This window comes from uncultured Tateyamaria sp. (assembly GCF_947488715.1).
Classification (GTDB): Bacteria; Pseudomonadota; Alphaproteobacteria; order Rhodobacterales; family Rhodobacteraceae; genus Tateyamaria.
On record NZ_CANLAG010000008.1, the window covers coordinates 42,862 to 65,935 of the forward strand.

Sequence of the window (23,074 nt, forward strand, 5' to 3'; positions counted from 1 at the left end):
CTGTTAAAATGTGAGTCTGTATCCAACGAGCAGACTACATAAAATTTGACAGGGTTTTGACACATGGCCAGCGCTGCCACGCTGTTGCAGGATGTTTTCGGGTTCGATGGCTATCGACCGGGGCAAGAGGAGATCGTTGACGCTGTTGCGGCGGGCGAGAACTGTCTTGCCATCATGCCGACGGGTGGCGGCAAATCCCTGTGCTTTCAACTGCCTGCGCTGATGCGCGAGGGGGTCACGGTTGTGATCTCGCCGCTGATTGCGCTGATGCGGGACCAGGTGCGCGGCCTGCAAGAGGCGGGCGTGCAGGCGGGGGCGCTGACCTCTGGCAACACGCCTGAGGAAACCGATGCCGTCTGGGAGGCGCTGGAGCGTCGCGAGCTGAAGCTGCTCTATATCGCGCCGGAACGGCTGGCGGCGGGGTCATCCATCGGGATGCTGCGCCGCATCGGCGTGAACATGATCGCCGTGGACGAGGCGCATTGCGTCAGCCAATGGGGCCATGATTTCCGCCCGGATTACCTGCGCATTGGCGAGTTGCGCCGCGCCCTCGATGTACCTTTGGCCGCGTTCACCGCCACGGCAGATGCGGAAACGCAGGTCGAGATTGTTCAAAAGCTGTTCGACGGGGCGCAGCCGCGCACGTTCCTGCGCGGGTTCGACCGGCCCAACATCCACCTCGCCTTTGCCGCCAAGAACGGGCCGCGCGCGCAGATCCTGAACTTTGCCAGCGCGCGCAAGGGGCAGTCGGGCATCGTCTATTGCGGCACGCGGGCCAAGACGGAAACGCTGGCGCAGGCGCTGCGCGAGGCCGGGCACAGCGCGATCCACTATCACGGCGGGATGGAGGCGGACGACCGCCGCATCGCCGAACGCCGGTTCCAACAAGAGGACGGGTTGATCGTCGCCGCGACGGTGGCCTTTGGCATGGGCGTGGACAAGCCCGACATCCGTTGGGTCGCCCACGCGGATCTGCCGAAATCCATCGAGGCCTATTATCAAGAGATCGGGCGCGCCGGCCGGGATGGCGCGCCGGCTGAAACGCTGACGCTGTTTGGCCCGGACGACATCAAGCTGCGCCGCACCCAGATCGACGAGGGGCTGGCCCCGCCCGAACGGCGCATGGCGGATCACGCGCGGCTCAACGCGCTGCTGGGTCTGGCCGAGGCGCTGGAATGTCGGCGCAAGACGCTGTTGGGGTATTTTGGTGAGACGCAAGTGACCTGCGGCACCTGTGATCTGTGCGACCAACCGGCGGAGGTGTTCGACGGCACCACGGCGGTGCGCAAGGCGCTGTCGGCGATGCTGCGGACCGAGGAATGGTTTGGCGCGGGTCACCTGATCGACATCCTGCTGGGCAACCAGACCGACAAGATCCGCCAACGCGGCCATGACAGCCTGCCGACCTATGGCGTGGGGCGCGAATATACCAAACCGCAATGGCAGGCCGTGTTCCGGCAGATGATGGGGCACGATCTGGTGCGGCCCGATCCCGACCGCTATGGCGCGCTCCGGATGACCGATGCCGCCCTGCCGATCCTGCGGGACGAGGCGCGGATCACCCTGCGGCAGGACACGATCAAAGCCGCCGCCGCACGTCGCCCGGTGGTCAAGGCGATGGTTTCCGAAGAGGACGCGCCGCTGCTCAGTGCGCTCAAGGCCAAGCGCCGCGGGCTGGCCGAGGCCGCCAAGGTCCCGGCCTATGTCATTTTCCCGGACCGTACATTGATCGAAATGGCCGAAAGGCGCCCCGCCAACCTGGACCAAATGGCCCAGATCAGCGGGATTGGCGCGAAAAAGCTGGAGAAATTCGGCACCGCGTTCCTTGAGGTGATCAATGGCGAGGCGGCGGCGTTGCATCCCACACGTCGCAAGTTGGCGGGGCACAGTGCGGGCACGATCTATGATCAACTGCTGGCGGTGCAGGCCGATCTGGCCCGTGGGGCGGACGGCACGGACAAACCGCTGAGCTGTTCGGCCTCGCAACTGGCCAAGGTCGCGCAGCTGCGCCCCGGCGACGACGCCGCACTCGAACGGCTGTTGGGCGACCGCAAGGCCGAGAGGTTCGGGCCTGCGTTTCTGGACGTCCTGCGGGACGCGGGCTAAATGCGGCGAAAGACATTGGGGGTAGCGATATGTTGGTGGTGATTTCCCCGGCCAAACGGCTGGATTGGGCAGAGCGGGACGTGGCGATGACGGCGCCCGCGATGCAGGACGACGCGGTGCGGCTGGCGCGCACGGCGCGCAATCTGACGCTGGGCAAGCTCAAGGCGCTGATGGACCTCAGCGATGATCTGGCGCGCCTGAACCGCGACCGGTTTCAGGCCTTTGCCGACGCGCCGGGTACAGAGGTGACGCGGCCCGCGATGCTCGCCTTTGCCGGCGACACTTATCAGGGGCTCGACGCCGCCAGCCTGTCCGACGACGACACCGCCTATGCGCAGGACCACCTGCGGATTCTGTCCGGGCTCTACGGCCTGCTGCGCCCGCTTGATGCGATCCAGCCCTACCGCCTTGAAATGGGCAGCCGTTTGAAAACGCGGCGGGGTGCGTCGCTTTATGACTACTGGCGCACGGATATTGCCAAGGCGCTGAACACGCAGGCCGAAACCGTGGGCGCGGAACTGCTGGTGAACTGTGCCAGCCAAGAGTACTTCGGCGCGGTCCCGGTCAAGACGCTGAAACCCGAACTGGTCACCCCGGTGTTCATGGAAGACAAAGGTGCAGGCCCCAAGATCGTCAGCTTTTTCGCCAAACGGGCGCGGGGTGCGATGGCCCGGCATATCGTGCAGAACCGGGTGACGGACCGCGCCGGGGTCGAAGCCTTTGACGCGGATGGCTACGTGTTCCAGCCGGATCTGTCCGCGCCAGAGCGTCCGGTCTTTGTACGGCCCTATCCAGTGAACTAGGCGGCGTCCTCGCTGGTTTCGGGAAAGGGCGGCGTGACCTCTGGCGGGCACATGTCGCGCAATTTGCCGTGAATCTCGGGCTTGCGCAGCGGTTTAGTCAGGTAGTGGTCGATCCCTGAGGCCAGAATCCCCTGATCGTCCCCATCCATCGCGTGCGCGGTCAGGGCGACAATGGGGATGTGACCGCCTGACGACGCCTCTATCTCACGGATCTTGGTCGCGGCCTCTTTGCCGTCCATCTTGGGCATCGAGATATCCATAAAGATCAGATCGGGCTGGAACGACTGAAAGTACTCGACTGCCTCGACGCCGTTGTTGGCGAATTTCAGGTCGATATCGGCGTCCTTGACCATCTTGCCGAACACCAACTGGTTGGTCTTGTTGTCCTCGGCGGCGAGGACGCGCATACGCCGTGGCACCGGGACCGCCGCCGCCTCGTCCGCGCTGATTAGTGGCCCCACCGATTGCAGCCGCGCAAAGAGATCGGCGCGTGGCACGGGTTTTTGCATGATCGCATGCAGATGCGCGGCACCCGGATCATTGGACGCGAAACTGGGGTTCGAGCTGAGCAAGAGGATCGGCGTGTCGCAGCCGGATTTGCGGATTTCGTCGGCCAACTCCAGGCCGTCCATCTCGGGCATGTTGTGGTCGGTCAGGATCAGGTCAATCTGGTCGAGATTGCGCAGCGCCTCTGCACCGGAGGAGCAGCAGACCACACCCAGCCCCATCTGTTCCAACTGTCTTTGCAGGATGGTGCGGTTGGCCTCGATGTCATCGACCACCAGCACCCGTCGCAGCCCATCCGGCACCGGGGGATGTTCCGGCAACGCCTTGTCGCTCAGTGACAGCGGAATGCGGAACCCGAAACACGACCCCACGCCATCCTCGGAGGTCACCCACATCTCGCCTTCCATCAGCTTGACCAGACGTTGCGAGATCGCAAGCCCGAGGCCGGTGCCATCGAATTGGCGATTGCGCTCGTTTTCGACCTGATTGAACTCGCCAAAGATGTGGTCGATCTTGTCCTCGGGGATGCCGATGCCGGTGTCTTCGATGACAATCGTGACGTCCGCATGGCCGGTGTCGGGGTCCGGAATGCCCGTCACGCGCACCAGAACGTGCCCCTCGGCGGTGAACTTGACGGCATTGCCCATCAGGTTGGTCAGCACCTGCCGGATGCGCCCTGGATCGCCCACATAGGTGGTGGGCAGGAACAGGTCGAAATCCACCAACAGCGTCAGCCCCTTGTCGCGGGCCGTGGGCTGGAGCAGCATGATCACTTCGTGAATGCTGCGCTCAAGGTCAAAGGGTTCGGGGTGCAGTTGCAGTTTCTGCGCCTCGATCTTGGAGTAATCGAGCACGTCGTTGATGATGACCAGCAGCGCCTCGCCAGAGTTGCGGATCGTGTCGACATAGAGCTGCTGTTCTTCGTTCAGGCCGGTATCACCCAACAGTTCGGCCATGCCCACCACACCGTTCATCGGGGTGCGGATTTCATGGCTCATGTTGGCGAGGAACGCAGACTTGGCGCGGCTGGCGGCCTCGGCTTCGGCGCGGGCGGCCTTGAGCTGTTTCTCGTACTCGACCGCCTCGGTGATGTTCAGGCCCAGCGAAACAATGTCGCCACCCTGCCCACGGCGGTCCACCAGTTTGATGTACTGGTCATTCCATAGCCGGACGGTGATGGGCGCCAGTTCCGGTGACAGCCAGCGTTCGGTCATCATTTGACGCCAATCGTCGGCCGCCAGACTGCCGGTGTTCACAATCCCCTCTTCGGTCAGCACCTGCAGGATGGTGACGTAGTTCACGCCGGGGCGGATCGCCTCGATCCTGTCGAAAATGGCCAGATACGCCTCGTTCGCGGCGATCATCTGGTTGTCGGAGTTGAAAAAGGCAAAGCCGTCCGTGATCGTCTGGACCGAATGCCACAATCGGCGCTCGGCAATCTCGACCTTTTGGTTGGCCTGCCCCAACTCGGTCTTGACCCGCTCGTTTTCCGTTTTGACGGTGGCAACCTCGGCGCGGGTTTCGACGATCTCACCCTGCAACGCCGCAGCATGGCGGCCCAGCTTGCGGTTTGCGGCCGACAATTCCGCCTGTTTCAGCTCAAGCAGCCGTTCAGCCGCCAGTCTGCCACGCCGTTCCTCGGCCAGCTTGTTTGCAAGGCTCATTCGCGTGCTCCGCCACACAATTCGCGCATCGGTATGTCATGTCGAAGGTGAATATGCCCTTAACCCCCGAGGGTGAATCGTTTGCATGGGCCGCACCCGGCATGGCAGGCTTGGCCCGTAACGTTCTGTCTGCCACCCGGAGGTTCCGATGCGTTCTGTTTTCCTGTCCCTGATGTCCGTGTTCTGGCTGAGCCTTGCCCATGCGCAATCGCTGGTACCGGATCACCGCTATGTGGTCACGCAGGACGTGGATTTCTTTGGCTCGGACCGGACCGCGCTGTTTGATACGACGTTCGACGCCTGCCAACGAGCGTGCAGCGCCGATGGTGCCTGTGTCGCCTTTACCTACAACAGCCGGTCAAACGCCTGTTTCCCCAAATCCGCAATCACCGATCAGACGGCCTATGTGGGCGCTCTGTCAGCGGAGCGTGTGGCGGCTGTGCCGGGTGCCGACGCACAAGCCGTGGCACGGGCCGATGCGCTGAACCTCACCGATCAGGACCGCGCCGCGGCCCTCAAGATGGCGCGCGAGATGGGGTCGCGGTTCCCCGTCAACGGTCAAAGCGTCGATACCCTGACGGACGCGGCGCGACGTGCGTGGCAAGACGGCAACCGTGCGCAGGCCCTGCGCTGGACGGGAGCGGCGGTGGCGCTGACTGATGCGCCGGACCTTTGGGGGCGCTATGCTTATGTGGCGCTGCGCTTGGGCGACACGGTTGCGGCACGCCCGCGTTCAACGGCACGCCGTGCGGCGGTGCCTGCGGCGATCAACGGGTACATCCGCGCCGCAACGCCGGGTGCGCAGGTCAGTGCACTCGAAATCCTTGCGGATGCGTTCGAGGTCAATGGCCGGGGGCGCGACACGGTGCGCGCGCTGCGTCTGGCGCAGTCCCTGCAACCGCGTGACGACATTGCGGCCGCGCTGGACGAGGCGATCGAGAAATACGGGTTCCGGGTGACGGACACGCGGGTCGACAATGACAGCGCCGCCCCCCGCATCTGCGCCACCTTTTCCGACCCGCTGGTGCAGGCGGGCGTCGACTATGAGCCGTTTGTGCGGACCGATGTGCCGGGCCTCGTGGTGCAGGCGGATGGCAATGATCTGTGCCTCGACGGGGTGCGGCACGGCGAACGCTACCGCGTGACGCTGCGCTCGGGTCTGCCCGGCGCAGAGCAGGAGGCGCTGCACAAGGACGTCACACTCACGCTCTATGTGCGCGACCGCACGCCATCGGTCCGCTTTCCGGGGCGCAGCTATGTGCTGCCCCGCAACGCGGGTGCCGCGATCCCCGTGGAAACGGTCAACCTGACCGAGGTGGCGCTGGTCCTCAGCCGGGTCAGTGACCGCAATCTGGTGCCATCGCTACGCCGCGATCTCTTTGGTCGGCCCCTCTCGCAGTGGCAAGAGGACCAGTTCCGCTCTGAAATTGCCGAAGAGATCTGGCGTGGCACCGGTACGGTTGCCAACACGCTGAACACAGACATGCGCACGCGCCTGCCGCTGGGCGATGTCCTCGCCACCCAAGCGCCGGGTGTCTACGTGCTAACAGCGCGCGCACCGGGTCCGGCGGGTGATGATGCGCCCGCAGTGGCGCAGTGGTTCGTTCTGTCCGATCTGGGGGTGAGCAGTTGGCAGGGCAGTGACGGCCTGACCGCAGCGGTGCGGTCGCTGGGCGATGCAGGTGCCGTGACCGATGCCAAAGTGCGCCTGATTTCCCGCGCCAACGCGGTGCTGGCCGAGGCCGCCACGGACGCAGACGGCTTTGCCAGATTTGGCGCAGGCCTGACGCGGGGGCGCGGGTCCGCCGCCCCTGCGCTGATCGAAGTTGAAACCGGCGACGACTATGTGTTCCTGCCGCTCACCGATCCGGCCTTTGACCTGTCCGACCGCGGTGTCGAGGGACGCCCACCCGCCCCGCCGGTTGACGTGTTCCTGACCACGGACCGTGGTGCCTACCGCCCCGGTGCGACGATCCACGCCACCGCACTGGCGCGCGACACCGGTGTGCGCGCCGTGGCGGGCCTGCCGCTCACCGCGATCCTCAGCCGCCCGGACGGCGTGGAATACAGCCGCACCACCAGCACCGCCGACCAACAGGGCGGGCACGTCCTGTCCCTGCCACTGGCGGCCAGCGCGCCGCGCGGCACGTGGCGGATCGATGTGATGGGCGATCTGGACGCCGCTCCGCTGGCCACGCAAACCGTACTGGTCGAGGACTTCATCCCGGACCGCATCGATGTCGATCTGGCAATGGCCGATGACCGGATGCGGTTGGCGGCCCCTGCGGTGGTGCGTGTCGATGCGCGCTATCTCTTTGGTGCACCGGGGGCGGATTTGCAGGTCGAAGGCGACGTGCGCGTGCAGCGGCGCGACAGCATCGAGGGCTGGGCCGGGTATCGCTTTGGCCGCCACGACGCGCCATTCTCGGTGCAGCGGACCTATTTCGACGGCGGGCGCACCGACGCCACAGGCCGCGCCACGGTCAGCTATGCCTTGCCCGACGTTACAGCCGAGGACGTGCTTCTGGAGGCGGTGACCAGCATCCGGGTGTCCGACAGCGGTGGCCGCCCGGTCGAACGCACGATCACGCGGCCCATTGCGTCAGGCGGGCCTTTGGCGGGGATCAAACCCGGCTTTGACGACAACCTGCCCGAAGGCGCGACAGCCACCTTTGACCTGGTGTCCGTGGGTGGGCCAATGCCGGTGCAATGGACGGTGAACCGGGTCGAGACGCGGTATCAGTGGTATCAGCTTTATGGCAACTGGAACTGGGAACCGATCACGCGCCGCATCCGCGTGGCGCGCGGCGAGATGCAGTTGAACGACACCCCGCAACCGCTGACCGTGGACACCGATTGGGGCGACTACGAGCTGGTGGTGGAGCGTGTCGACGGCCCCTATTCCGCCAGTTCGGTCGGCTTTGCCGCCGGATGGTACGGCGGCGGTGACAGCAGCAGCACGCCCGACCGCCTGGCCCTGTCGCTGGATGCCGCGCAATACGCGGTGGGCGACACTGCGCAGGTGCGCGTTGTGGCCCCGTTTGACGGTGTGGCGCTGGTGTCGGTCCTGTCAAACAGCGTCATCGCGCGACAGGCCGTCCCGGTTGCTGCGGGCGAAACCGTGATTCCGCTGGACGTGACCCAAGACTGGGGCACCGGCGCCTATGTCACCGCATCGGTCCTGCGCGGCGATGGCGGGGCAGAGCGTGGCCCCGCCCGCGTGTTGGGTGTGGCGCACGCCACCATCGACCCCGGTGCCGCCGCACTGCGTGTCGAGATCGACGCGCCGGACACCACCCCCGGACAGGCCGGCACCACTGATGTCACCGTGCAGGTCGATGGGCTGAACGGGGCCGAAGGTTTCGTGACCCTCGCGGCAGTTGATGTGGGCATCCTGAACCTGACGGGGTTCCAGGCACCGGCCCCGCAAGACCACTACTTTGGCCAGCGGCGGCTGGGGGTCGATCTGCGCGACATGTATGGCCGACTGATCGCAGGTGGCGGCGCGCCGGGCACGGTACGCTCTGGCGGTGACGCCAACGCGGGACTGCAACGGCAGGCCCCGCCACCGACCGAGGCGGTGATGGCTGCATTCTCTGGCCCCGTGCCCGTTGGGCCTGACGGCACGGCACGCATCACCATCCCGCGCCCCGACTTCAACGGCACAATCCGCCTGATGGCCGTGGCGTGGTCCGCAGACGGCGTTGGACAGGCGCAACAGGACTTGATCGCGCGCGACCCGGTGGTGATCTCTGCCGCCGTGCCGCGCTTTCTCGCGCCCGGTGACCAAAGCCGCGTGATGTTCGAATTCGTGCACGCCGAGGGCGCTGTGGGGGCCATGCCCCTGACCGTCTCGGCGCAGGGTCTGGATTTGGGCGCAGCCCCGTCAGAGATCACGCTGGCCGCCGTTGGCACAGTGCGTGTGGCGCTGCCCCTGACCGCTAACGCAATTGGCGACCACACGATCGCCGTGGCCCTGACCACCCCGGACGGCGCTGTCCTGACCAAAGAGCTGACGCTGGGCGTGCGCGCCAATGATCCCGCAGTGTCGGTGACCCGTCGCTTCACGCTGGGGGTGGGTGAGGCACTGACCTTTGACGACAATGTGTTGACCGGGTTCCTCCCCCGCACCGCACAGGCCACGCTGGCCGCCGGGCCGCTGGCGCGGTTCGACATGCCGGGCCTCTTGCGGCAGCTTGACCGCTATCCCTACGGCTGCACCGAACAGGTGACGTCGGCGGCCATGCCCCTGCTGTATCTGCCGCAAACCGCTGGGGCTGCGGGCCTCGACGATGTGCAGGCCCGCGTGGATCAGGCGGTCCGCCGTGTCCTCACCCGGCAAGCGAGCAACGGCGCGTTTGGCCTCTGGCGGGCGCAGTCTGGTGACTTCTGGCTCGACGCCTATGTGACCGACTTCCTCAGCCGCGCGCAGATGCAGGGCTTTGACGTGCCGGATGCGGCGCTGCGCCTCGCGCTCGACAACCTGCGCAACCGGATCAACTATGCCCCCGACTTTGACACAGGGGGCGAGGATATCGCCTATGCGCTGATGGTTCTGGCTCGCAACGGGGCCGCGTCGATGGGCGATCTGCGCTACTATGCCGATACCAAGGCCACGGCACTGGCCACGCCGCTCGCGCGGGCGCAACTGGGGGCCGCTCTGGCCAGCTACGGCGAACAGACGCGGGCCGACCGGCTCTTTGGTCTGGCGCAGGACATGGCGCTGACCGCCTCCGCCGACCACACCACCCTGCGCCGCGACTTTGGCACCAGCCTGCGTGACGCCGCCGGTGTGCTGCACCTCGCCGCCGAGGCGGGCAGCACGCGGGTCGATCAGGCCCGACTGGCCACACGGGTCACAGGTGGCACGGGGCGCTATTCGACCCAAGAGGCCGCGCAGGTTCTGATGGCGGCGCAGGCGCTGCGGTCCGGTGAGGGGCCTGCCGCACTCAGCGTGGATGACGTGGCCGTGCCCGGCCCGGTGGTCCAGACGCGCAGGGCGGGCATGCCCACGTCGGTGATCCGCAATGTGTCCGGCACAGCACAGGACGTGACCCTGACCACACTGGGTGTGCCAGAGATCGCCCCGGAGGCGGGCGGCTACGGCTATGCGATCACGCGCCAGTCCTTTGACCTAGATGGTGGCGCGGCCGTGGGGCCGTGGACCGTGGGGGAACGCCGGGTCATCGTGATCCGCGTCCAACCGTTCGAAGAGGTGGGCGCACGCCTGATTGTCGATGACCCGCTGCCCGCAGGGATCGAAATCGACAACCCCAACCTGATCCGCTCGGGCGATGTGCGGGGCCTCGACTGGCTGCGCCCTGCACCTGTCGAACATGCCGAGTTTCGCTCTGACCGGTTCCTCGCCGCTGTGGATCATCAGGGGGCCGAACCCTTTGTGCTGGCCTATATTGCCCGCGCGGTCAGCCCCGGCGACTTCCATCACCCTGCTGCATTGGTCGAGGACATGTACCGCGCCGAATACCGTGCCGTGACCGCCACGGCCCGCACGGTTGTGACCGAGTGAGGGCTGCCCACCGCCTCTGCTTTGCCCTGGGCCTGACGCTCTTGTCCAGCGCCGCACTGCGCGACGGCTGGGACGCATGGGTGGCGCGCACGGTGTTGCCCACGACCCTGACCGAGACGTCGGTCGAGATGCGCGACCGCGAGGGCCGTCTGCTGCGCGCCTTTGCGGTCGAGGACGGGAGGCTGCGTCTGGCCGTGGCACCCGGTGCGGTGGACCCCGACTCTGTCGACATGCTGATCGCCTACGAGGACAAGCGGTTCTACCGCCATGCGGGTGTCGATGGCCGCGCGATGCTGCGCGCGTTGGGACAGGCCGTGTGGGCGGGGGATGTGGTGTCGGGCGGTTCGACCCTGACCATGCAGGTGGCGCGGTTGCTCGAGAACTCCGGCACCGGATCGGTGCGGGGCAAGCTGCGCCAGATGCGGCTGGCTTGGGCGCTTGAACGGCAACTTACCAAGGACGAAATCCTGCATCTCTATCTGCAACACGCGCCCTATGGCGGGCGGATCGAAGGCGTGCGCAGCGCATCCCTCCTGTGGTTTGGCAAAGAACCGCAACGCCTATCGCCCGCGCAAAGCGCACTGCTGGTGGCCTTGCCCCAGGCGCCCGAGGCGCGCAGGCCCGACCGCTTTCCCGAGGCTGCGAAACAGGCGCGGGACCGCGTTCTGGCGCGTGTCGGTGCGGCGGCCACAGCGGCGCCGGTGCCGCGTGCGCTGCGCCCCTTGCCCCGGCACGCGCCGCATCTGGCGGATGCGCTGCGGTTGGGCGATCCACTGGCGGACCGCTTTGACACCACCCTCGATGGCCGCACCCAGCGCGAGATGGAAACGCTGGTCCGCACCCATGCCGCCGGGGCCGGGCCGGGCGTGTCCATGGCGCTGATCGTGGCCGACCACCAGTCAGGCGAGGTGCTGGCCCGCATCGGCGCGCCCTTCTATTCGGATGCCGATGGCGCGCTGGGCTTTGTCGACATGACGCGGGCCAAACGGTCGCCGGGCTCTACACTCAAGCCGCTGATCTACGCGATGGCCTTTGACCGGGGGCTGGCGCATCCCGAGACCGTGTTTGCCGACCGGCCCACCCGCTTTGGCCGCTATGCGCCACAGAACTTTGACGGCCAGTTTCGCGGCGACGTGACCGCGCGCGCCGCACTGGTACAGTCGCTGAACATCCCGCCCGTGGCGCTGACCGACGCGCTGGGGCCAGAGCGGTTGATGGCGGGTCTGCGCGCCTTTGGGGCCGAGCCGGAGTTGACGGGCGCGCCGGGGCTTGCGGTGGCGCTGGGCGGTGTGGGTCTCAGCCTCGAGGACCTGGTGCGGCTCTATGCCGGGCTGGCACAGTTGGGGCGTGATACGCCCTTGCGGACAACCGATGCGACGGGTGCCACGGGTGCGCAGGTGTTGGCCCCCCGTGCAGCGTGGCAAGTGGGGGACATCCTGCGCGGTATCGCGCCGCCGGGACAGGCGCGGGCGGGATTGGCCTACAAGACGGGTACATCCTACGGCCACCGCGATGCCTGGGCTGTGGGGTTCGATGGGCAACATGTGATCGGTGTGTGGATGGGTCGCCCGGACGGCACGCCGGTGCCGGGTGCCTTTGGTGGCGCGCACGCGGCGCCGATCCTGTTCGAGGCCTTCGGCCGTCTCAAGCCCGACTACGCGCCTGCACCTCCGCCACCTGCGGATACGCTGGTCCTGACCACTGCGGCCCTGCCCGCACCGCTGCGCCGGTTCGGCCATGCGGCCCAGGACATCGCGCGCCCCTCCGTTGCGTTTCCGCCCGATGGCGCGCGGCTTGCCCAGGCGGACACGGTGGTCAAGGTCGATGGGGGCGCGGCCCCGTTCACGGTCCTGATCAACGGCGTGCCAGTGGCCGCCCGCCAGCGCAGCCGCGCGATCCACATAGGCGCGCTCGAGCCGGGGTTTTCCGACATTGCGGTCATAGATGCGGCGGGCCGGTCGGCGCGGGTGTCGGTCGAGATGCGCCCCTGATTAACGGCGGCCCTCGCGCAGCCACGCAGCCGTGATAAACCCGGCCGCCAGCAACAGAACAAGCCACGCGGGCAACAGCGGCGTCTGCCGCACATCCAGCGTTTCATAAGCGTCACGCGGCGTGATTCCGATCCAACCGCGCCCCGCAGCAGGTCGCCCAGCACGCACTGCGCGGACGCGTGGCACGCCGTCTTCGATCCGCAGGACACCGCCCCGCGTTGCCGCCACCCGGTCCCCCAGAATATCCGCCGTCGCAATCGTCGCCTCGAACTCGCGCGGGGCGGCGGGGCCAAGGCCGATCACCGTGGACTGATCGCCGTTCTCTAGGCGATACAGCCCGATCTCTGGCCCATCAAAGCGGGTTTCAAACTGGCCGGGCTGGGCCTCTGTCATCTCCAGCTCGGTCTGGGTGCCATCGGGCGCGGTGATCACAACCGGCGGCACTGTCTCTTTGAGCGTGCGGCGCAGGATGCGCATCGACTGGCCCGTGGCCGCCGCGGTCAGCGCCTCTTCTTCCAGCTCCGGCTCTTTCATCATCCAGTGCGCCAGCCGCCGCAACAGCTCCAACTGCGGCCCGCCACCTTCATAACCACGGTTCCACAGCCACGCGTGATCCGAGGCAAGCAGCGCCACGCGCCCCTCTTCAACACGGTCAAGCACCAGCAGCGGGCGCTCGTCCACGCCCTCCATGACCACCGTGCCGGACCGGGCCTCGACGTCGATCTGGCGCAACCACCGGCCCCAGTCACCCGCACCGGGCAGGCCAGTGGTGACCGGGTGCCGTTCGCCGATGTCAGAGACAGTCGGGCGATACGCCTCTTCGAGCACGCGGGCGGACGGCATCGCGGGCATGACACTGCCCAGAGGCGAGCGATACAGGCTGTCTGCGCCTGCAAAGTCCGGCCCCGCCGCGATCAGCACCGCACCGCCATCGCGGATATAGCGCGCCACATTGTCGAGGTAGAGCGCAGGCAGGATGCCGCGCCGTTTGTAGCGGTCAAAGATGATCAGGTCGAAATCGTCGATCTTTTCCAGAAACAGCTCGCGGGTGGGAAAGGCGATGAGGGACAGCTCGCCCACGGGGACGCCGTCCTGCTTTTCCGGCGGGCGCAGGATGGTAAAGTGCACGAGGTCCACAGAACTGTCTGATTTCAACAGGTTGCGCCATGTGCGCCCGCCTGCATGCGGCTCGCCCGACACCAGCAGCACGCGCAAGCGGTCGCGCACGCCGTTGATCTGGATCAGCGCGGTATTGTTGCGGTCGGTTAGCTCTCCGTCCGCTTCCGGCACGGTGAACTGGATCACATTGCGCCCGCCATGGGGCAGGGTCACGGGCAGGTCGATGTCCTCTCCGATGCGCACGTTGAACCGCTGCGCGGGCGCGCCGTCGACCGAGATGTCGATGGGTGCCAGCCCGGTATCCGTGGGCGCGGCGCCGCTGTCCTCGATCCGCAGGGTCAGGGTCACGGGTTCGCCGATAATGGCAAAGGCGGGCGCGTTCTTGACCAGCAACCGGCGGTCCCAATCCGTCTCGCGCCCCGTCAGCAACAGGTGCAGCGGCGCGGGCAAGTCCAGCGCCAGATCGGGGTCGTGTACCTGTCCGTCGCTGATGGCGATCAGGCCCGCGACGCGCGCGCGCGGTTCTTCGGACAGGGCGTCGGATAGGGCCGTCATCAGGCGTGTGCCTGCGTCTTCTTCGCCGTCGGGGACGGTCACGCGGCGCACTTCGGTGCCCTCGCGGGCCTCAAGCGCTGCGGCCAGCGCCATGGCGGTGTCATCGGTCTGGCCGGGGCGGTCGGTCAACTGTTGGCTGGCGCTCTGGTCTTCGGCAAGGATCACGATATCCGCCAGCGGCGCGCGGTCTTCTTGCTGCAACGCGGGGCCCGACAGCGCGGCAAGCACAATCAAGCCCGCCACACCCCGCAACGCCCAACCACTCAGCCCACGCAGCACGGCCAACACCGTCGCCACAACAACCAGCGCGGCCAGCACAGCCAGCACGGGCCACGGCACCAAAGGTGCAAAAAGTACGGTTCCGGTCATTATTGTCCCAACCGATCCAGCAAGGCAGGCACGTGGACCTGATCGCTTTTGTAATTGCCCGTCAGCACATGCATGATCAGGTTCACGCCGAACCTATAGGCCAGCTCGCGTTGCCGTTCGCCGCCAAACCCGCGCCCGACGGGCAACAGGGCCTGACCCGTCGGTGTCACCGCCCAGGCCGCCGCCCAGTCGTTGCCGCCGATCACCACGGGCGTTACCCCGTCGTTGAGGTTGCGGAACGGCATCCCTTCGATCTGTTCGGCACCGGGGGGTGCCGCCTCGACCCAGACATCGCCGCCGATGTGGCGGCCCGGGAAATCCTGCAACAGGTAGAACGTCCGCGTCAGCACGTGATCGCGCGGGATCTGTTCCAGCGCGGGGATGTCCAGCGGTGCGGCAAGGTCCTGCAACTTGCGCCCATTCGGGCTTGAGGCACCAAAGCCGGTGATGTCGCCATCGCGCGTGTCGAACAGGATCAGACCACCGGACCGAAGGTAGTCGTTCAGCTTGGCATAGGCATCGCTGGACGGGCGCGGCTGGTCGGGCGTGATGGGCCAATAAAGGATCGGAAAAAACGCCAATTCGTCGGTTTCGAGGTTCACCCCGATGGGCGTGGCCGGTTCGACAGACGTGCGGAAAAACAGCGTGTCCGACAACCCACGCAGCCCGGCCTCTGCCACCTCGTCGATCTGGCGATTGCCGGTCAGAACATGGGCCAGAACAACCTCTGCTGCGGCGGCGATCTCGGCATCGGCGGCCTGCTGCGCCTGAACCTGCGGCGCGGGCAGGGCCAGCAATCCGGCCAACAGGATGGCGGCGGTCCTGGTGCCGTGCACAGAGCCGAACAGGCGGCCAGACAGCGCCAGTGATGCGATGACATCCGCCAGCAAAAGGCCAATCGCCAGCGCCAGCAGCATGCCACCCAGCGGTTGTTCGGGCGCTGTGATCAGCCCGGTCACAGGGATCCGCGCGGGCCATTCGGTCGGCGTCAACGTGGCGTCTGGCGTCAGGACATTGCGGGCCAGACTGCGATCACCGGACACGTACACGCCGGGCAACAGGTTCGGCCCCGCGGGGTCAGACACCAGCGTAGGCCCCGCCACACCGGGCCGCGTGCCCGCATCCGACAGGGTGCCAAAGCCGTCCATGACCACCTGCGGCGTCCAGATGGTGCCGTCCAGATCCTCGGCCGAGGGGGTGGCGCTGGCCGAGGACACGGCCAGTCGTTCCAGCATCTCGACAAAGAGGCCGGACAGCGGCAGCGACGACCATTCGGCATTAGCGGTCACGTGGAACAGGACAATCTGGCCCTGCCCGCTGCGCTTGCGCGTGACCAGTGGGGTGCCGTCGCTCAGTTCGGCAATCACGCGTTCGGCCAGTGTCGGATCGGGTTGCGCCATGACCTGCGCGGAAATGGCGACATCCTGCGGCAGGTCCAGTCCAAAGAAGGGTGAGCCTTCGCGGAACGGTGCGAGCGTTTTGGGTGACCCCCAACTCATCGCGCCGCCGACACTGCGCCCGCCGGACCGCAGCCGCACGGGCATCAACGGGTCCTCCTCGACGCGGCTGATGTCGCTGGCGGCGATGCGTGGTCCGGCAAAGCGCAAGAGCAGCCCGCCTTGTTCGACCCAATCGGAAATGGCCTCGGCCTCGCCTTCGGACAGGGTGGCCACATCGGCCAGCACAATGACATCCGGGTTCGCGGGCAGCACATCCATCAACGCCCCGCGCAGCAGGTCGGCGGTGGGGGCCAGCGCCCGTTCGAGATAGTGCAGTGGCGACAACAGCTCGAGCCCTTCGCGGCCTTCCCGGCTGGCGATCAGCGCAACCTCGCGGCGGCGCAGGCTGTCATCAACCAGCGTAACGGCTCCGGCGGATTTGGCCGCTTGCACCTCGAACCGGGTGACACGCGCACGCAGCTCGGCGGGCAGGGCCAGCGCCGTCTGCGCGGTGGTGCCACCGGTGGCAAAGACCGCGTTTGCGCTCGCCAGCGTTGTGGCATTCCCCGCAGGGTCACGCCCCTGCGCCAGCACGGTCACCCCGCGTTCATCGCCGGGCGTGGCGCGGATGGCGGTCAGTTCGATCTGCCCGTCCACGTAAGCCGCGGGCGTCAGGGCCACCACGTCGGTCACCGCCTGCGTCACCCGCACGTCGCCACGCGCCTCAAGTACGTCCAGCAGATCACTGCGCGCGGGATAATCCAGACCATCGCTGAACCACACCGTCTCAAAGGTACCTTCGGGCAGGGCGGCGGTGATGTCAGTCACGTCACCCGGTTGCCACGCCCGTGGCGTGATGCCGGGCAGGCGCGTGGTGATCGCGTTGGCCGCCTGAAACACAGCCGGTTCGGGATCGGACAGGTGCAACAGAGCAACCTCGCGGCCCGAGGCCCCTGCACGGCGCAGCCCGGACCCCAGCGCGTCCATCTGGCGCGACCAGCGCGCGGCACCCGCCCAACTGCCATCCAGCACCACAAGCAACGGGCCATCGCCCGCCTGCGCGTCGTCTTCGGGGTTGAGAACGGGACCCGCCAGCCCGATGATCATCGCCGCCACCGCCAACATGCGCAGCAACAGCAGCCACCACGGCGTGCGGTCCGACACCGCCTCGTCGTCCTGCAATCCCAACAGCAGTGCGACACCGGGGAAATGCCTGCGAATTGGTGCCGGGGGAATGGCGCGCAGGATCAGCCACAGGATCGGCAGGGCCAACAGGGCGGCCAGCAACCAGGGCGCGGCAAAACCGATGGGTCCAAAGATGGTCATGCGCGTCCCGCCCCGCCATCCAACGCACGCCACAGCCACAACAGCCCCGCCTGCGCTGGTGTTTCCGTGTGATGCAGCCCGTATTGCCACCCGGCAACCGAGCACAGGTGTTGCAGCTCTGCCTTGCGCGCGGCCAACCGCTCCAGATAGCGGTCCTTCAGCTCGGACGCCTTGAGTGTCTCATGTTCGATCGTGCCGCCCATGCTCTGAAACACGGTGCGCCCGCGAAAGGGAAACGCCTCTTCGGCGGGGTCCAGCACGTGCAGCAACACGCCGCGTACGCCACGATCTGCCGCCTTGGTCAGCGCGGTGCGCACATCGGCGATATCCCCCATGAAATCCGAGATGAACACCGCGCGGGCATGGGGGATCATGGCCCGGTGTTCGGGCGGGGCATAGTCGTCCTCAGCATCCTCGGAAAACATCTCGGCCAGACGCAGGATCTGCGGGTTGCCCCGCCGGGGCGGCAGCCGTGTGCCTGTCAGCCCAACCCGTTCGCCGCCACGGATCAACAGGATCGCGACGGCCAGTCCCAGAACGCGCGCGCGCTCGGCCTTGGTCGGCAGGGCATCGCCAGAGGCAAAGCGCATCGCAGCCCCCTGATCGACCCAGAGCATCACGGATTGCGCAATCTGCCACTCGCGTTCGCGCACAAACTGGACGTCGCCCATCGCGCTGCGGCGGTGGTCGATCATGCGGCGGCTGTCACCCAGTTGCGCCGGGCGGTACTGCCAGAAATCGTCCCCCATGCCCGCGCGGCGGCGGCCATGATCGCCCAACAGGACAGCCCCCGCCAACTGCTCTGCCCGCGCGAGCAGCGCAGGCAGGCGCGCGGCCTGGGTTTCGGCCTTTTCCCGCAGGGCAAGGGGGGATGTCACGCCGCAGCCTCTTGGCGGCTGATCTGGGCGGCGGTGGTGTCAATCAGGTCGGCAAGGCTGTCACCCCGCGCCCGTGCGGCAAAGTTCAACGCCATCCGGTGGCTCAGAACCGGACGGGCCATGTCGACCACATCCTCGGCAGAGGGGGCCAGACGCCCCTGCAACAGCGCGCGCGCGCGCACGGCCAGCATCAACGCCTGTGCCGCACGTGGACCGGGGCCCCAGGCCACCGTCTCGCGGACCTGTTCGGACGCATCGGGTTCATCCGGGCGGAAGGCGCGCACCAGATCGAGGATCATCTCGACCACGCCATCGCCTACGGGCATCCGCCGCAACAGGGTCTGTGCGGCGAGCAATTCCTCGCCCGTGAACACAGCGGTGGATTGTGCGTCGTCGGTGCCGGTGGTGGCCAGCAGGATGTCCCGCTCGGTCGCGCGGTCAGGATAGAGCACGTCGATCTGCACGAGGAAGCGGTCGAGCTGCGCTTCGGGCAGCGGATACGTGCCTTCTTGTTCAATCGGGTTCTGCGTGGCGAGCACGTGGAACGGCACGCCCAGCGGGCGGTCCTGGCCGGCGACGGTCACCGTCTTTTCCTGCATCGCCTGCAAAAGAGCGGATTGGGTCCGGGGCGAGGCGCGGTTGATCTCGTCCGCCATCAGCAACTGGCAAAACACCGGGCCGGGCAGGAACCGGAACGACCGTGTGCCGTCTTCGGCGGTGTCCAGCACCTCGGAGCCCAGAATATCGGCGGGCATCAGGTCGGGCGTGAACTGGATGCGGCTGCCATCGAGGCCCATCACCGTACTGAGGGTTTCGACAAGCCGTGTCTTGCCCAGACCGGGCAGACCGATCAGCAAGCCGTGGCCGCCACACAAGAGCGCCGTCAGCGTCAGGTCCACGACGCGTTCCTGGCCGATGAAACGCTTGGTGATCGACGCCTTGGCCTCGGCCAGCTTGCCCCCCAGTGCTTCGATTTCGGTTACCAGGTCCTCGGGAGTGGTCATGACATCTCTTTCATTAGGGATATATGCTAGTTCACAACCTATTGCCTCAGGATGGAATGGCAAAACATATGAGTGGACAAAAAACCGTGACACCAGACGCAGAAGGCCTTGTTGCGTCGATCACCGCTGCAAAAACACGCGGTTTACCGCCGGTACATCTGTGGAATCCGCCGTTCTGCGGTGATCTGGATATGCGGATCGCGCGGGACGGGACGTGGTTTTATCAAGGCACACCAATTGGGCGGCCAGGTCTGGTCAAGCTGTTCTCATCGATTCTCAAGCGGGAGGACGGGAAATATTTCCTCGTCACCCCGGTGGAAAAGGTCGGGATCACCGTGGATGACGCGCCGTTTGTGGCGCAGGATTTCGAGGCGGCAGGACAAGGCGATGCGCAGGTGCTGACGTTCAGCACCCACGTGGATGACGTGGCCGTCGCGGGACCGGAGCATCCGATCCGCGTGGTGCGTGATCCCGACACGGGCGAGCCGTCGCCCTATATCCTGATCCGTTCCGATCTGGAGGCGCTGATCGACCGCAAGAGCTTTTACCGGCTGGTGGATCTGGGTGTGCATCACGACGGGTGGTTCGGTGTATGGTCGTCAGGCGCGTTCTTTGGGATCATCCCGTCGGATGAGCTGCCCTGAGCGGTTCGGCGGATCGCTGCCCGAATATGTGGCACTGCGCCGGATCGGCCCGAGCTTTTGATGGCGCCGACGAACGGCACCAGCTAGGTTTCAAACATGCCGCGATTTGCTGCCAATCTCACGCATCTATGGGCCGAACTGCCCTATCTTGACCGGTTCGATGCTGCGGCAGAGGCCGGGTTTGAGGCGGTCGAGGTTCTGTTTCCCTATGACGTGCCCGCGCCCGAGACCCAGAAGGCGCTGCGCCGCAACGGGTTGCAGATGGTGCTGCTGAATGCGCCGGGGCCTAACTATACCGGCGGTGCGCGCGGGTTTGCGGCCCAACCGGGTGGAGAGCGGCGGTTTGACTACGACATGCGGCGCGCCACCCGCTATGCGCAGGCGCTGGGCGCCGGGATCATCCACGTGATGAGCGGGGATGGCAGCGGCCCGGAGGCGCGGGCCACCATGATCGACAACCTCAGACGTGCGACGGATAATTTGCCCGAGGGCCTGTGCCTGACCCTGGAGCCGCTGAACGTAGGCATCAATCCAGGGTATTTCATGTCGGATTTCAACCTGGCCGCAGACATCATCGACGCGGTGGATGCGCCCAATCTGGGCCTGCAATACGACAGCTATCATGCACAGGTGATCACCGGCGACGCGCTGGGCACGTTTCAAGCGATGCGCCCGTTGATCCGCCACATCCAGATCGGCGATGCGCCGGATCGTTGTCCGCCCGGCAAGGGTGAGATCGATTTTCCAGCCCTTTTCGACGCCATCGACGCCAGCGGCTATGACGGCTGGGTAAGTGCCGAGTACACACCCGCAGCCCGCACCGAGAGTGGTCTGGCCTGGATGCGCTGACCCTGTGCGTGGGCGCACTTTGCCCGACGACCGGATGGGCGTAGGACAAGGCAACCAACGCGACAGGAGCCCCGTGATGATCCCCGCACGATACGCGCATATTGTTTTTGGATTTCTGCTAAGCGGGATGATGTCGTTCATCGTTTCCGGCATTTCGACTTTGGTGACCATTGGCATCGTGCCGGGGTTCTTTGGTCAGTGGATGGGCGGCTGGTTGCCCAGTTGGGTGGTGGCGTTTCCCGTGGTGCTGTTCGTGGCCCCGCTGGCGCGTCGCATGGTCGGGGCATTGACCCGCGCGGACTAGCTCTGTCCCCGCGGGGAAACTCTGGTGCTGTCCCCGCGGGGACAAGGTGCGCGCCGGGGTCACGCAATATACAGGTTTTCCAGATTGTGCTGCATTTCCAAAGGCATGGGGCGGCGCACGGTCTGGTAGCGGATGTTAACTGTGCGGGCCGCACCATGGCGCCTGATGGCAGGCGGTCGCTGAAATGGGCAAGCGCGCACTGCGTTTCGTGGTGGTGGCGTCGCTACAAATCCTCAACCAGTTGCAACGCGGCCGGGCCAAGGTCGGGGCCTGAGATCACCGCCCCATGGCACGGGACAATGGTGGTCAGGCGGTCGAGGCTGGGTTGGGACGCGATCCATGCCTGATATACGGCCTGATCCTTGATCCCGAACCTTGGAAATGTTCCCGGCATTTCGGGCGTGTCCACAACTGTTCCGGGCGCGCGTTTTGGACCGCAAAAGGCGTCGGTCACAATCCAGAGCGCGCCGTCGGCGGTTGTCATCTGAACCCAGATCTCTCCCGTTTTCAGCCCGTCCGGTTCGAGAAAGCTGGCCTGCGCCGGCAGCGCGATGTCTGCCGTGTCGAGTGGTTCGAACGACAGGCCCGTTTGCTGCTCAAGCCGTGGCATGGCCGCCAGTGTGCAGCACAGTTTTGCATCGGGAAACGTCGCGCTGCACGCGGCAAGCCCTTTGTTGTGGTAGTGGTTGGGTGCCAGCAGGTGTGTCACCTGTCCGAAGGCGCGCAGGCTTTGCCATGCGGCGGCATCCAGACCCAGAACGGGGCTATAGAGGCACAGCCCGCCAGACGCCAACCGGATGGCCGTGCAGCGCAGCGTACCCTTTTGGGCGGTGAAAACGTCATCAGACGTGCCGAGGGGCAGGAAGGTGGCGGGGGCTTTGGTCATGGCGTGATGGCGGTTGGACGGTTGCAGAACCACCAGACCACAAGTGCGGCCACGGTCATTTCCAGCCACGCCAGCGGCAGTGCGGTCAGAACAATGGTGGGGGTTGCGAGGTTCATGTTGAACAGGCCCAGCCAGAGAATCCCGAAGACACCGACCCAGACACCCGTTCCGGCCAGAACTGCCGTTTTGACCGTCCCGCCAAAGGTGGCGAGCGCAAGCCAGGGAATGATCGTGGCGGTGGCCACCAGGATCGTGTCCCACAGCCCCCAGATCAGAAAGACCGGGAGGTTCATGGGCGCCACATCGGGGATCATGGGAAACGCATCGCGCATCATTGGCATGATCAACGCAAAATAGCGGAAGACCTCGGACAGGTTGATCCAGATGAAATTGACAATCAGGGCGCTGACCAGAGGCGCGCGCAACGTGGATGGGGGTTGGAGTACGGCGTTCATGTGAGGTCGGCCTTTAGCGTGTCGAGAAAGGTTTTTACGGCGGCACGCAGGGCATCGGCGTCCGTGGTTGTGCGTGACATCGACCAAAGGCCGTTTGTGAAGACCACACAGACCTGTGCCAAAGCATCGGTGCGGTCCGACGGGGGTGCCATGCCGGTGTTGCTGAGCGCGTTTTGAAACCCGTTGCGCAGGCGGGCATTGTGCTGTGCCACCTTTGTTTGTGTGATGGCGTCGTGTGGCGCGGTTTCGGTGCTGGCGTTGGCGACGAAACAGCCGGGTCCGGGCAGGCCGGATTCTGCGCCACGCGCGATCTGGGTTTCAAAGTACCGCGCAATGGCGGACAGGTCGGCACCGGGTTCTTCGACGCAGGCAAAGGCGGGCGTTACGACGATGTCCTGATACCTTTCGAAACAGGCGTGAAAGAGCTGTTTCTTGCCACCGAAGGCGGTGTAAATTCCGTGCCTGCTGACATTTGTGGTCTTTACCAGCGTATCCATGGAGGTCGCGTGAAAGCCGTGGTGCCAAAACTGGAGCAGGGCGCGTTCGGTGAGTTCGTCGTTGGTGTGAGCGGTGGTTCTAGGCATAGCGTTGGATTTAACAGAACGATCATTCTGAATCAAGCAGAATGATCGTTCTGCGTGCTATGTG

General features: G+C 66.0%; 15 protein-coding genes. 7 read left to right on the forward strand and 8 right to left on the reverse strand.

The window, feature by feature from the left end; genetic code table 11:
- The first annotated feature begins 63 nt into the window (after positions 1–63).
- Together recQ and yaaA are read left to right on the forward strand one after the other, a co-directional pair.
- Positions 64–2,106: a DNA helicase RecQ gene (gene recQ / locus Q0936_RS16915; RefSeq protein ID WP_299295726.1), complete on the forward strand. Its 2,043-nt coding sequence runs from the start codon at positions 64–66 to the stop codon at positions 2,104–2,106.
- Between the two features lie 29 nt (positions 2,107–2,135).
- A complete protein-coding gene (gene yaaA / locus Q0936_RS16920; RefSeq protein WP_299295729.1) occupies positions 2,136–2,909 on the forward strand; it encodes a peroxide stress protein YaaA in 774 nt (257 codons plus the stop codon).
- Here the strand turns inward: yaaA and Q0936_RS16925 are convergent.
- Positions 2,906–5,080: a response regulator gene (locus tag Q0936_RS16925; protein ID WP_299295731.1), complete on the reverse strand. Its 2,175-nt coding sequence runs from the start codon at positions 5,078–5,080 to the stop codon at positions 2,906–2,908. The two genes, yaaA and Q0936_RS16925, sit on opposite strands and share 4 nt — an antisense overlap.
- Positions 5,081–5,228: 148 nt before the next feature.
- Here Q0936_RS16925 and Q0936_RS16930 point away from each other — a divergent pair, with 148 nt between their 5' ends.
- Together Q0936_RS16930 and pbpC are read left to right on the forward strand one after the other, a co-directional pair.
- Entirely contained in the window at positions 5,229–10,607 is a 5,379-nt protein-coding gene (locus Q0936_RS16930) for an alpha-2-macroglobulin family protein (RefSeq protein ID WP_299295733.1), read from the forward strand.
- Positions 10,604–12,598 carry a penicillin-binding protein 1C gene (gene pbpC / locus Q0936_RS16935; RefSeq protein ID WP_299295735.1) on the forward strand — a complete coding sequence of 665 codons (1,995 nt, stop codon included), beginning with the start codon at positions 10,604–10,606 and terminating at the stop codon, positions 12,596–12,598. Before Q0936_RS16930 ends, pbpC begins: the two co-directional genes overlap by 4 nt.
- On the opposite strand, the gene Q0936_RS16940 is transcribed toward pbpC, so the two are convergent.
- Genes Q0936_RS16940 through Q0936_RS16955 form a run of 4 tightly spaced genes read right to left on the reverse strand, consistent with a single transcriptional unit; the run spans position 12,599 to position 19,288 of the window.
- The gene (locus tag Q0936_RS16940; protein ID WP_299295737.1) at positions 12,599–14,641 is read right to left on the reverse strand and encodes a hypothetical protein; all 2,043 of its coding nucleotides are present in this window, start codon (positions 14,639–14,641) and stop codon (positions 12,599–12,601) included.
- Entirely contained in the window at positions 14,641–17,406 is a 2,766-nt protein-coding gene (locus Q0936_RS16945) for a DUF4159 domain-containing protein (RefSeq protein ID WP_299295739.1), read from the reverse strand. Before Q0936_RS16945 ends, Q0936_RS16940 begins: the two co-directional genes overlap by 1 nt.
- Complete coding sequence (locus tag Q0936_RS16950) at positions 17,403–18,284, reverse strand: DUF58 domain-containing protein (protein ID WP_299295741.1); 882 nt, start codon at positions 18,282–18,284, stop codon at positions 17,403–17,405. Before Q0936_RS16950 ends, Q0936_RS16945 begins: the two co-directional genes overlap by 4 nt.
- On the reverse strand, positions 18,281–19,288 hold the full coding sequence (locus tag Q0936_RS16955; RefSeq protein ID WP_299295743.1) for a MoxR family ATPase: 1,008 nt from the start codon (positions 19,286–19,288) through the stop codon (positions 18,281–18,283). The genes Q0936_RS16950 and Q0936_RS16955 overlap by 4 nt, the downstream gene beginning before the upstream one ends.
- Before the next feature lie 68 nt (positions 19,289–19,356).
- On the opposite strand from Q0936_RS16955, the gene Q0936_RS16960 reads away from it, so the two are divergent.
- The 3 genes from Q0936_RS16960 (at position 19,357) to Q0936_RS16970 (ending at position 21,085) form a co-directional block, all read left to right on the forward strand.
- A complete protein-coding gene (locus tag Q0936_RS16960) occupies positions 19,357–19,932 on the forward strand; it encodes a DUF1285 domain-containing protein (protein ID WP_299295745.1) in 576 nt (191 codons plus the stop codon).
- A 96-nt stretch (positions 19,933–20,028) separates the two neighbouring features.
- Positions 20,029–20,781 (forward strand): TIM barrel protein, encoded by a 753-nt coding sequence (locus Q0936_RS16965; protein ID WP_299295747.1) that lies wholly within the window; start codon positions 20,029–20,031, stop codon positions 20,779–20,781.
- 76 nt (positions 20,782–20,857) lie between these two features.
- The gene (locus Q0936_RS16970) at positions 20,858–21,085 is read left to right on the forward strand and encodes a DUF2798 domain-containing protein (RefSeq protein WP_299295749.1); all 228 of its coding nucleotides are present in this window, start codon (positions 20,858–20,860) and stop codon (positions 21,083–21,085) included.
- Positions 21,086–21,308: 223 nt separating this feature from the next.
- On the opposite strand, the gene Q0936_RS16975 is transcribed toward Q0936_RS16970, so the two are convergent.
- From Q0936_RS16975 to Q0936_RS16985, 3 genes are read right to left on the reverse strand one after another with little or no spacing between them, the layout of a single operon-like run.
- The gene (locus tag Q0936_RS16975) at positions 21,309–21,971 is read right to left on the reverse strand and encodes a hypothetical protein (protein ID WP_299295751.1); all 663 of its coding nucleotides are present in this window, start codon (positions 21,969–21,971) and stop codon (positions 21,309–21,311) included.
- Positions 21,968–22,426, reverse strand: coding sequence for a hypothetical protein (locus Q0936_RS16980; RefSeq protein ID WP_299295753.1), 459 nt, complete (start codon positions 22,424–22,426; stop codon positions 21,968–21,970). Before Q0936_RS16980 ends, Q0936_RS16975 begins: the two co-directional genes overlap by 4 nt.
- On the reverse strand, positions 22,423–23,010 hold the full coding sequence (locus Q0936_RS16985) for a TetR/AcrR family transcriptional regulator (RefSeq protein ID WP_299295756.1): 588 nt from the start codon (positions 23,008–23,010) through the stop codon (positions 22,423–22,425). The genes Q0936_RS16980 and Q0936_RS16985 overlap by 4 nt, the downstream gene beginning before the upstream one ends.
- Positions 23,011–23,074: the final 64 nt, after the last annotated feature.

Coding starts and splice junctions, on each gene's coding strand:
- recQ (WP_299295726.1), top strand. CDS start 64: ATGGCCAGCGCTGCCACGCTGTTGCAGGATGTTTTCGGGTTCGATGGC.
- yaaA (WP_299295729.1), top strand. CDS start 2,136: ATGTTGGTGGTGATTTCCCCGGCCAAACGGCTGGATTGGGCAGAGCGG.
- Q0936_RS16925 (WP_299295731.1), bottom strand. CDS start 5,080: ATGAGCCTTGCAAACAAGCTGGCCGAGGAACGGCGTGGCAGACTGGCG.
- Q0936_RS16930 (WP_299295733.1), top strand. CDS start 5,229: ATGCGTTCTGTTTTCCTGTCCCTGATGTCCGTGTTCTGGCTGAGCCTT.
- Q0936_RS16940 (WP_299295737.1), bottom strand. CDS start 14,641: ATGACCGGAACCGTACTTTTTGCACCTTTGGTGCCGTGGCCCGTGCTG.
- Q0936_RS16945 (WP_299295739.1), bottom strand. CDS start 17,406: ATGACCATCTTTGGACCCATCGGTTTTGCCGCGCCCTGGTTGCTGGCC.
- Q0936_RS16955 (WP_299295743.1), bottom strand. CDS start 19,288: ATGACCACTCCCGAGGACCTGGTAACCGAAATCGAAGCACTGGGGGGC.
- Q0936_RS16960 (WP_299295745.1), top strand. CDS start 19,357: ATGAGTGGACAAAAAACCGTGACACCAGACGCAGAAGGCCTTGTTGCG.
- Q0936_RS16965 (WP_299295747.1), top strand. CDS start 20,029: ATGCCGCGATTTGCTGCCAATCTCACGCATCTATGGGCCGAACTGCCC.
- Q0936_RS16970 (WP_299295749.1), top strand. CDS start 20,858: ATGATCCCCGCACGATACGCGCATATTGTTTTTGGATTTCTGCTAAGC.
- Q0936_RS16975 (WP_299295751.1), bottom strand. CDS start 21,971: ATGACCAAAGCCCCCGCCACCTTCCTGCCCCTCGGCACGTCTGATGAC.
- Q0936_RS16980 (WP_299295753.1), bottom strand. CDS start 22,426: ATGAACGCCGTACTCCAACCCCCATCCACGTTGCGCGCGCCTCTGGTC.
- Q0936_RS16985 (WP_299295756.1), bottom strand. CDS start 23,010: ATGCCTAGAACCACCGCTCACACCAACGACGAACTCACCGAACGCGCC.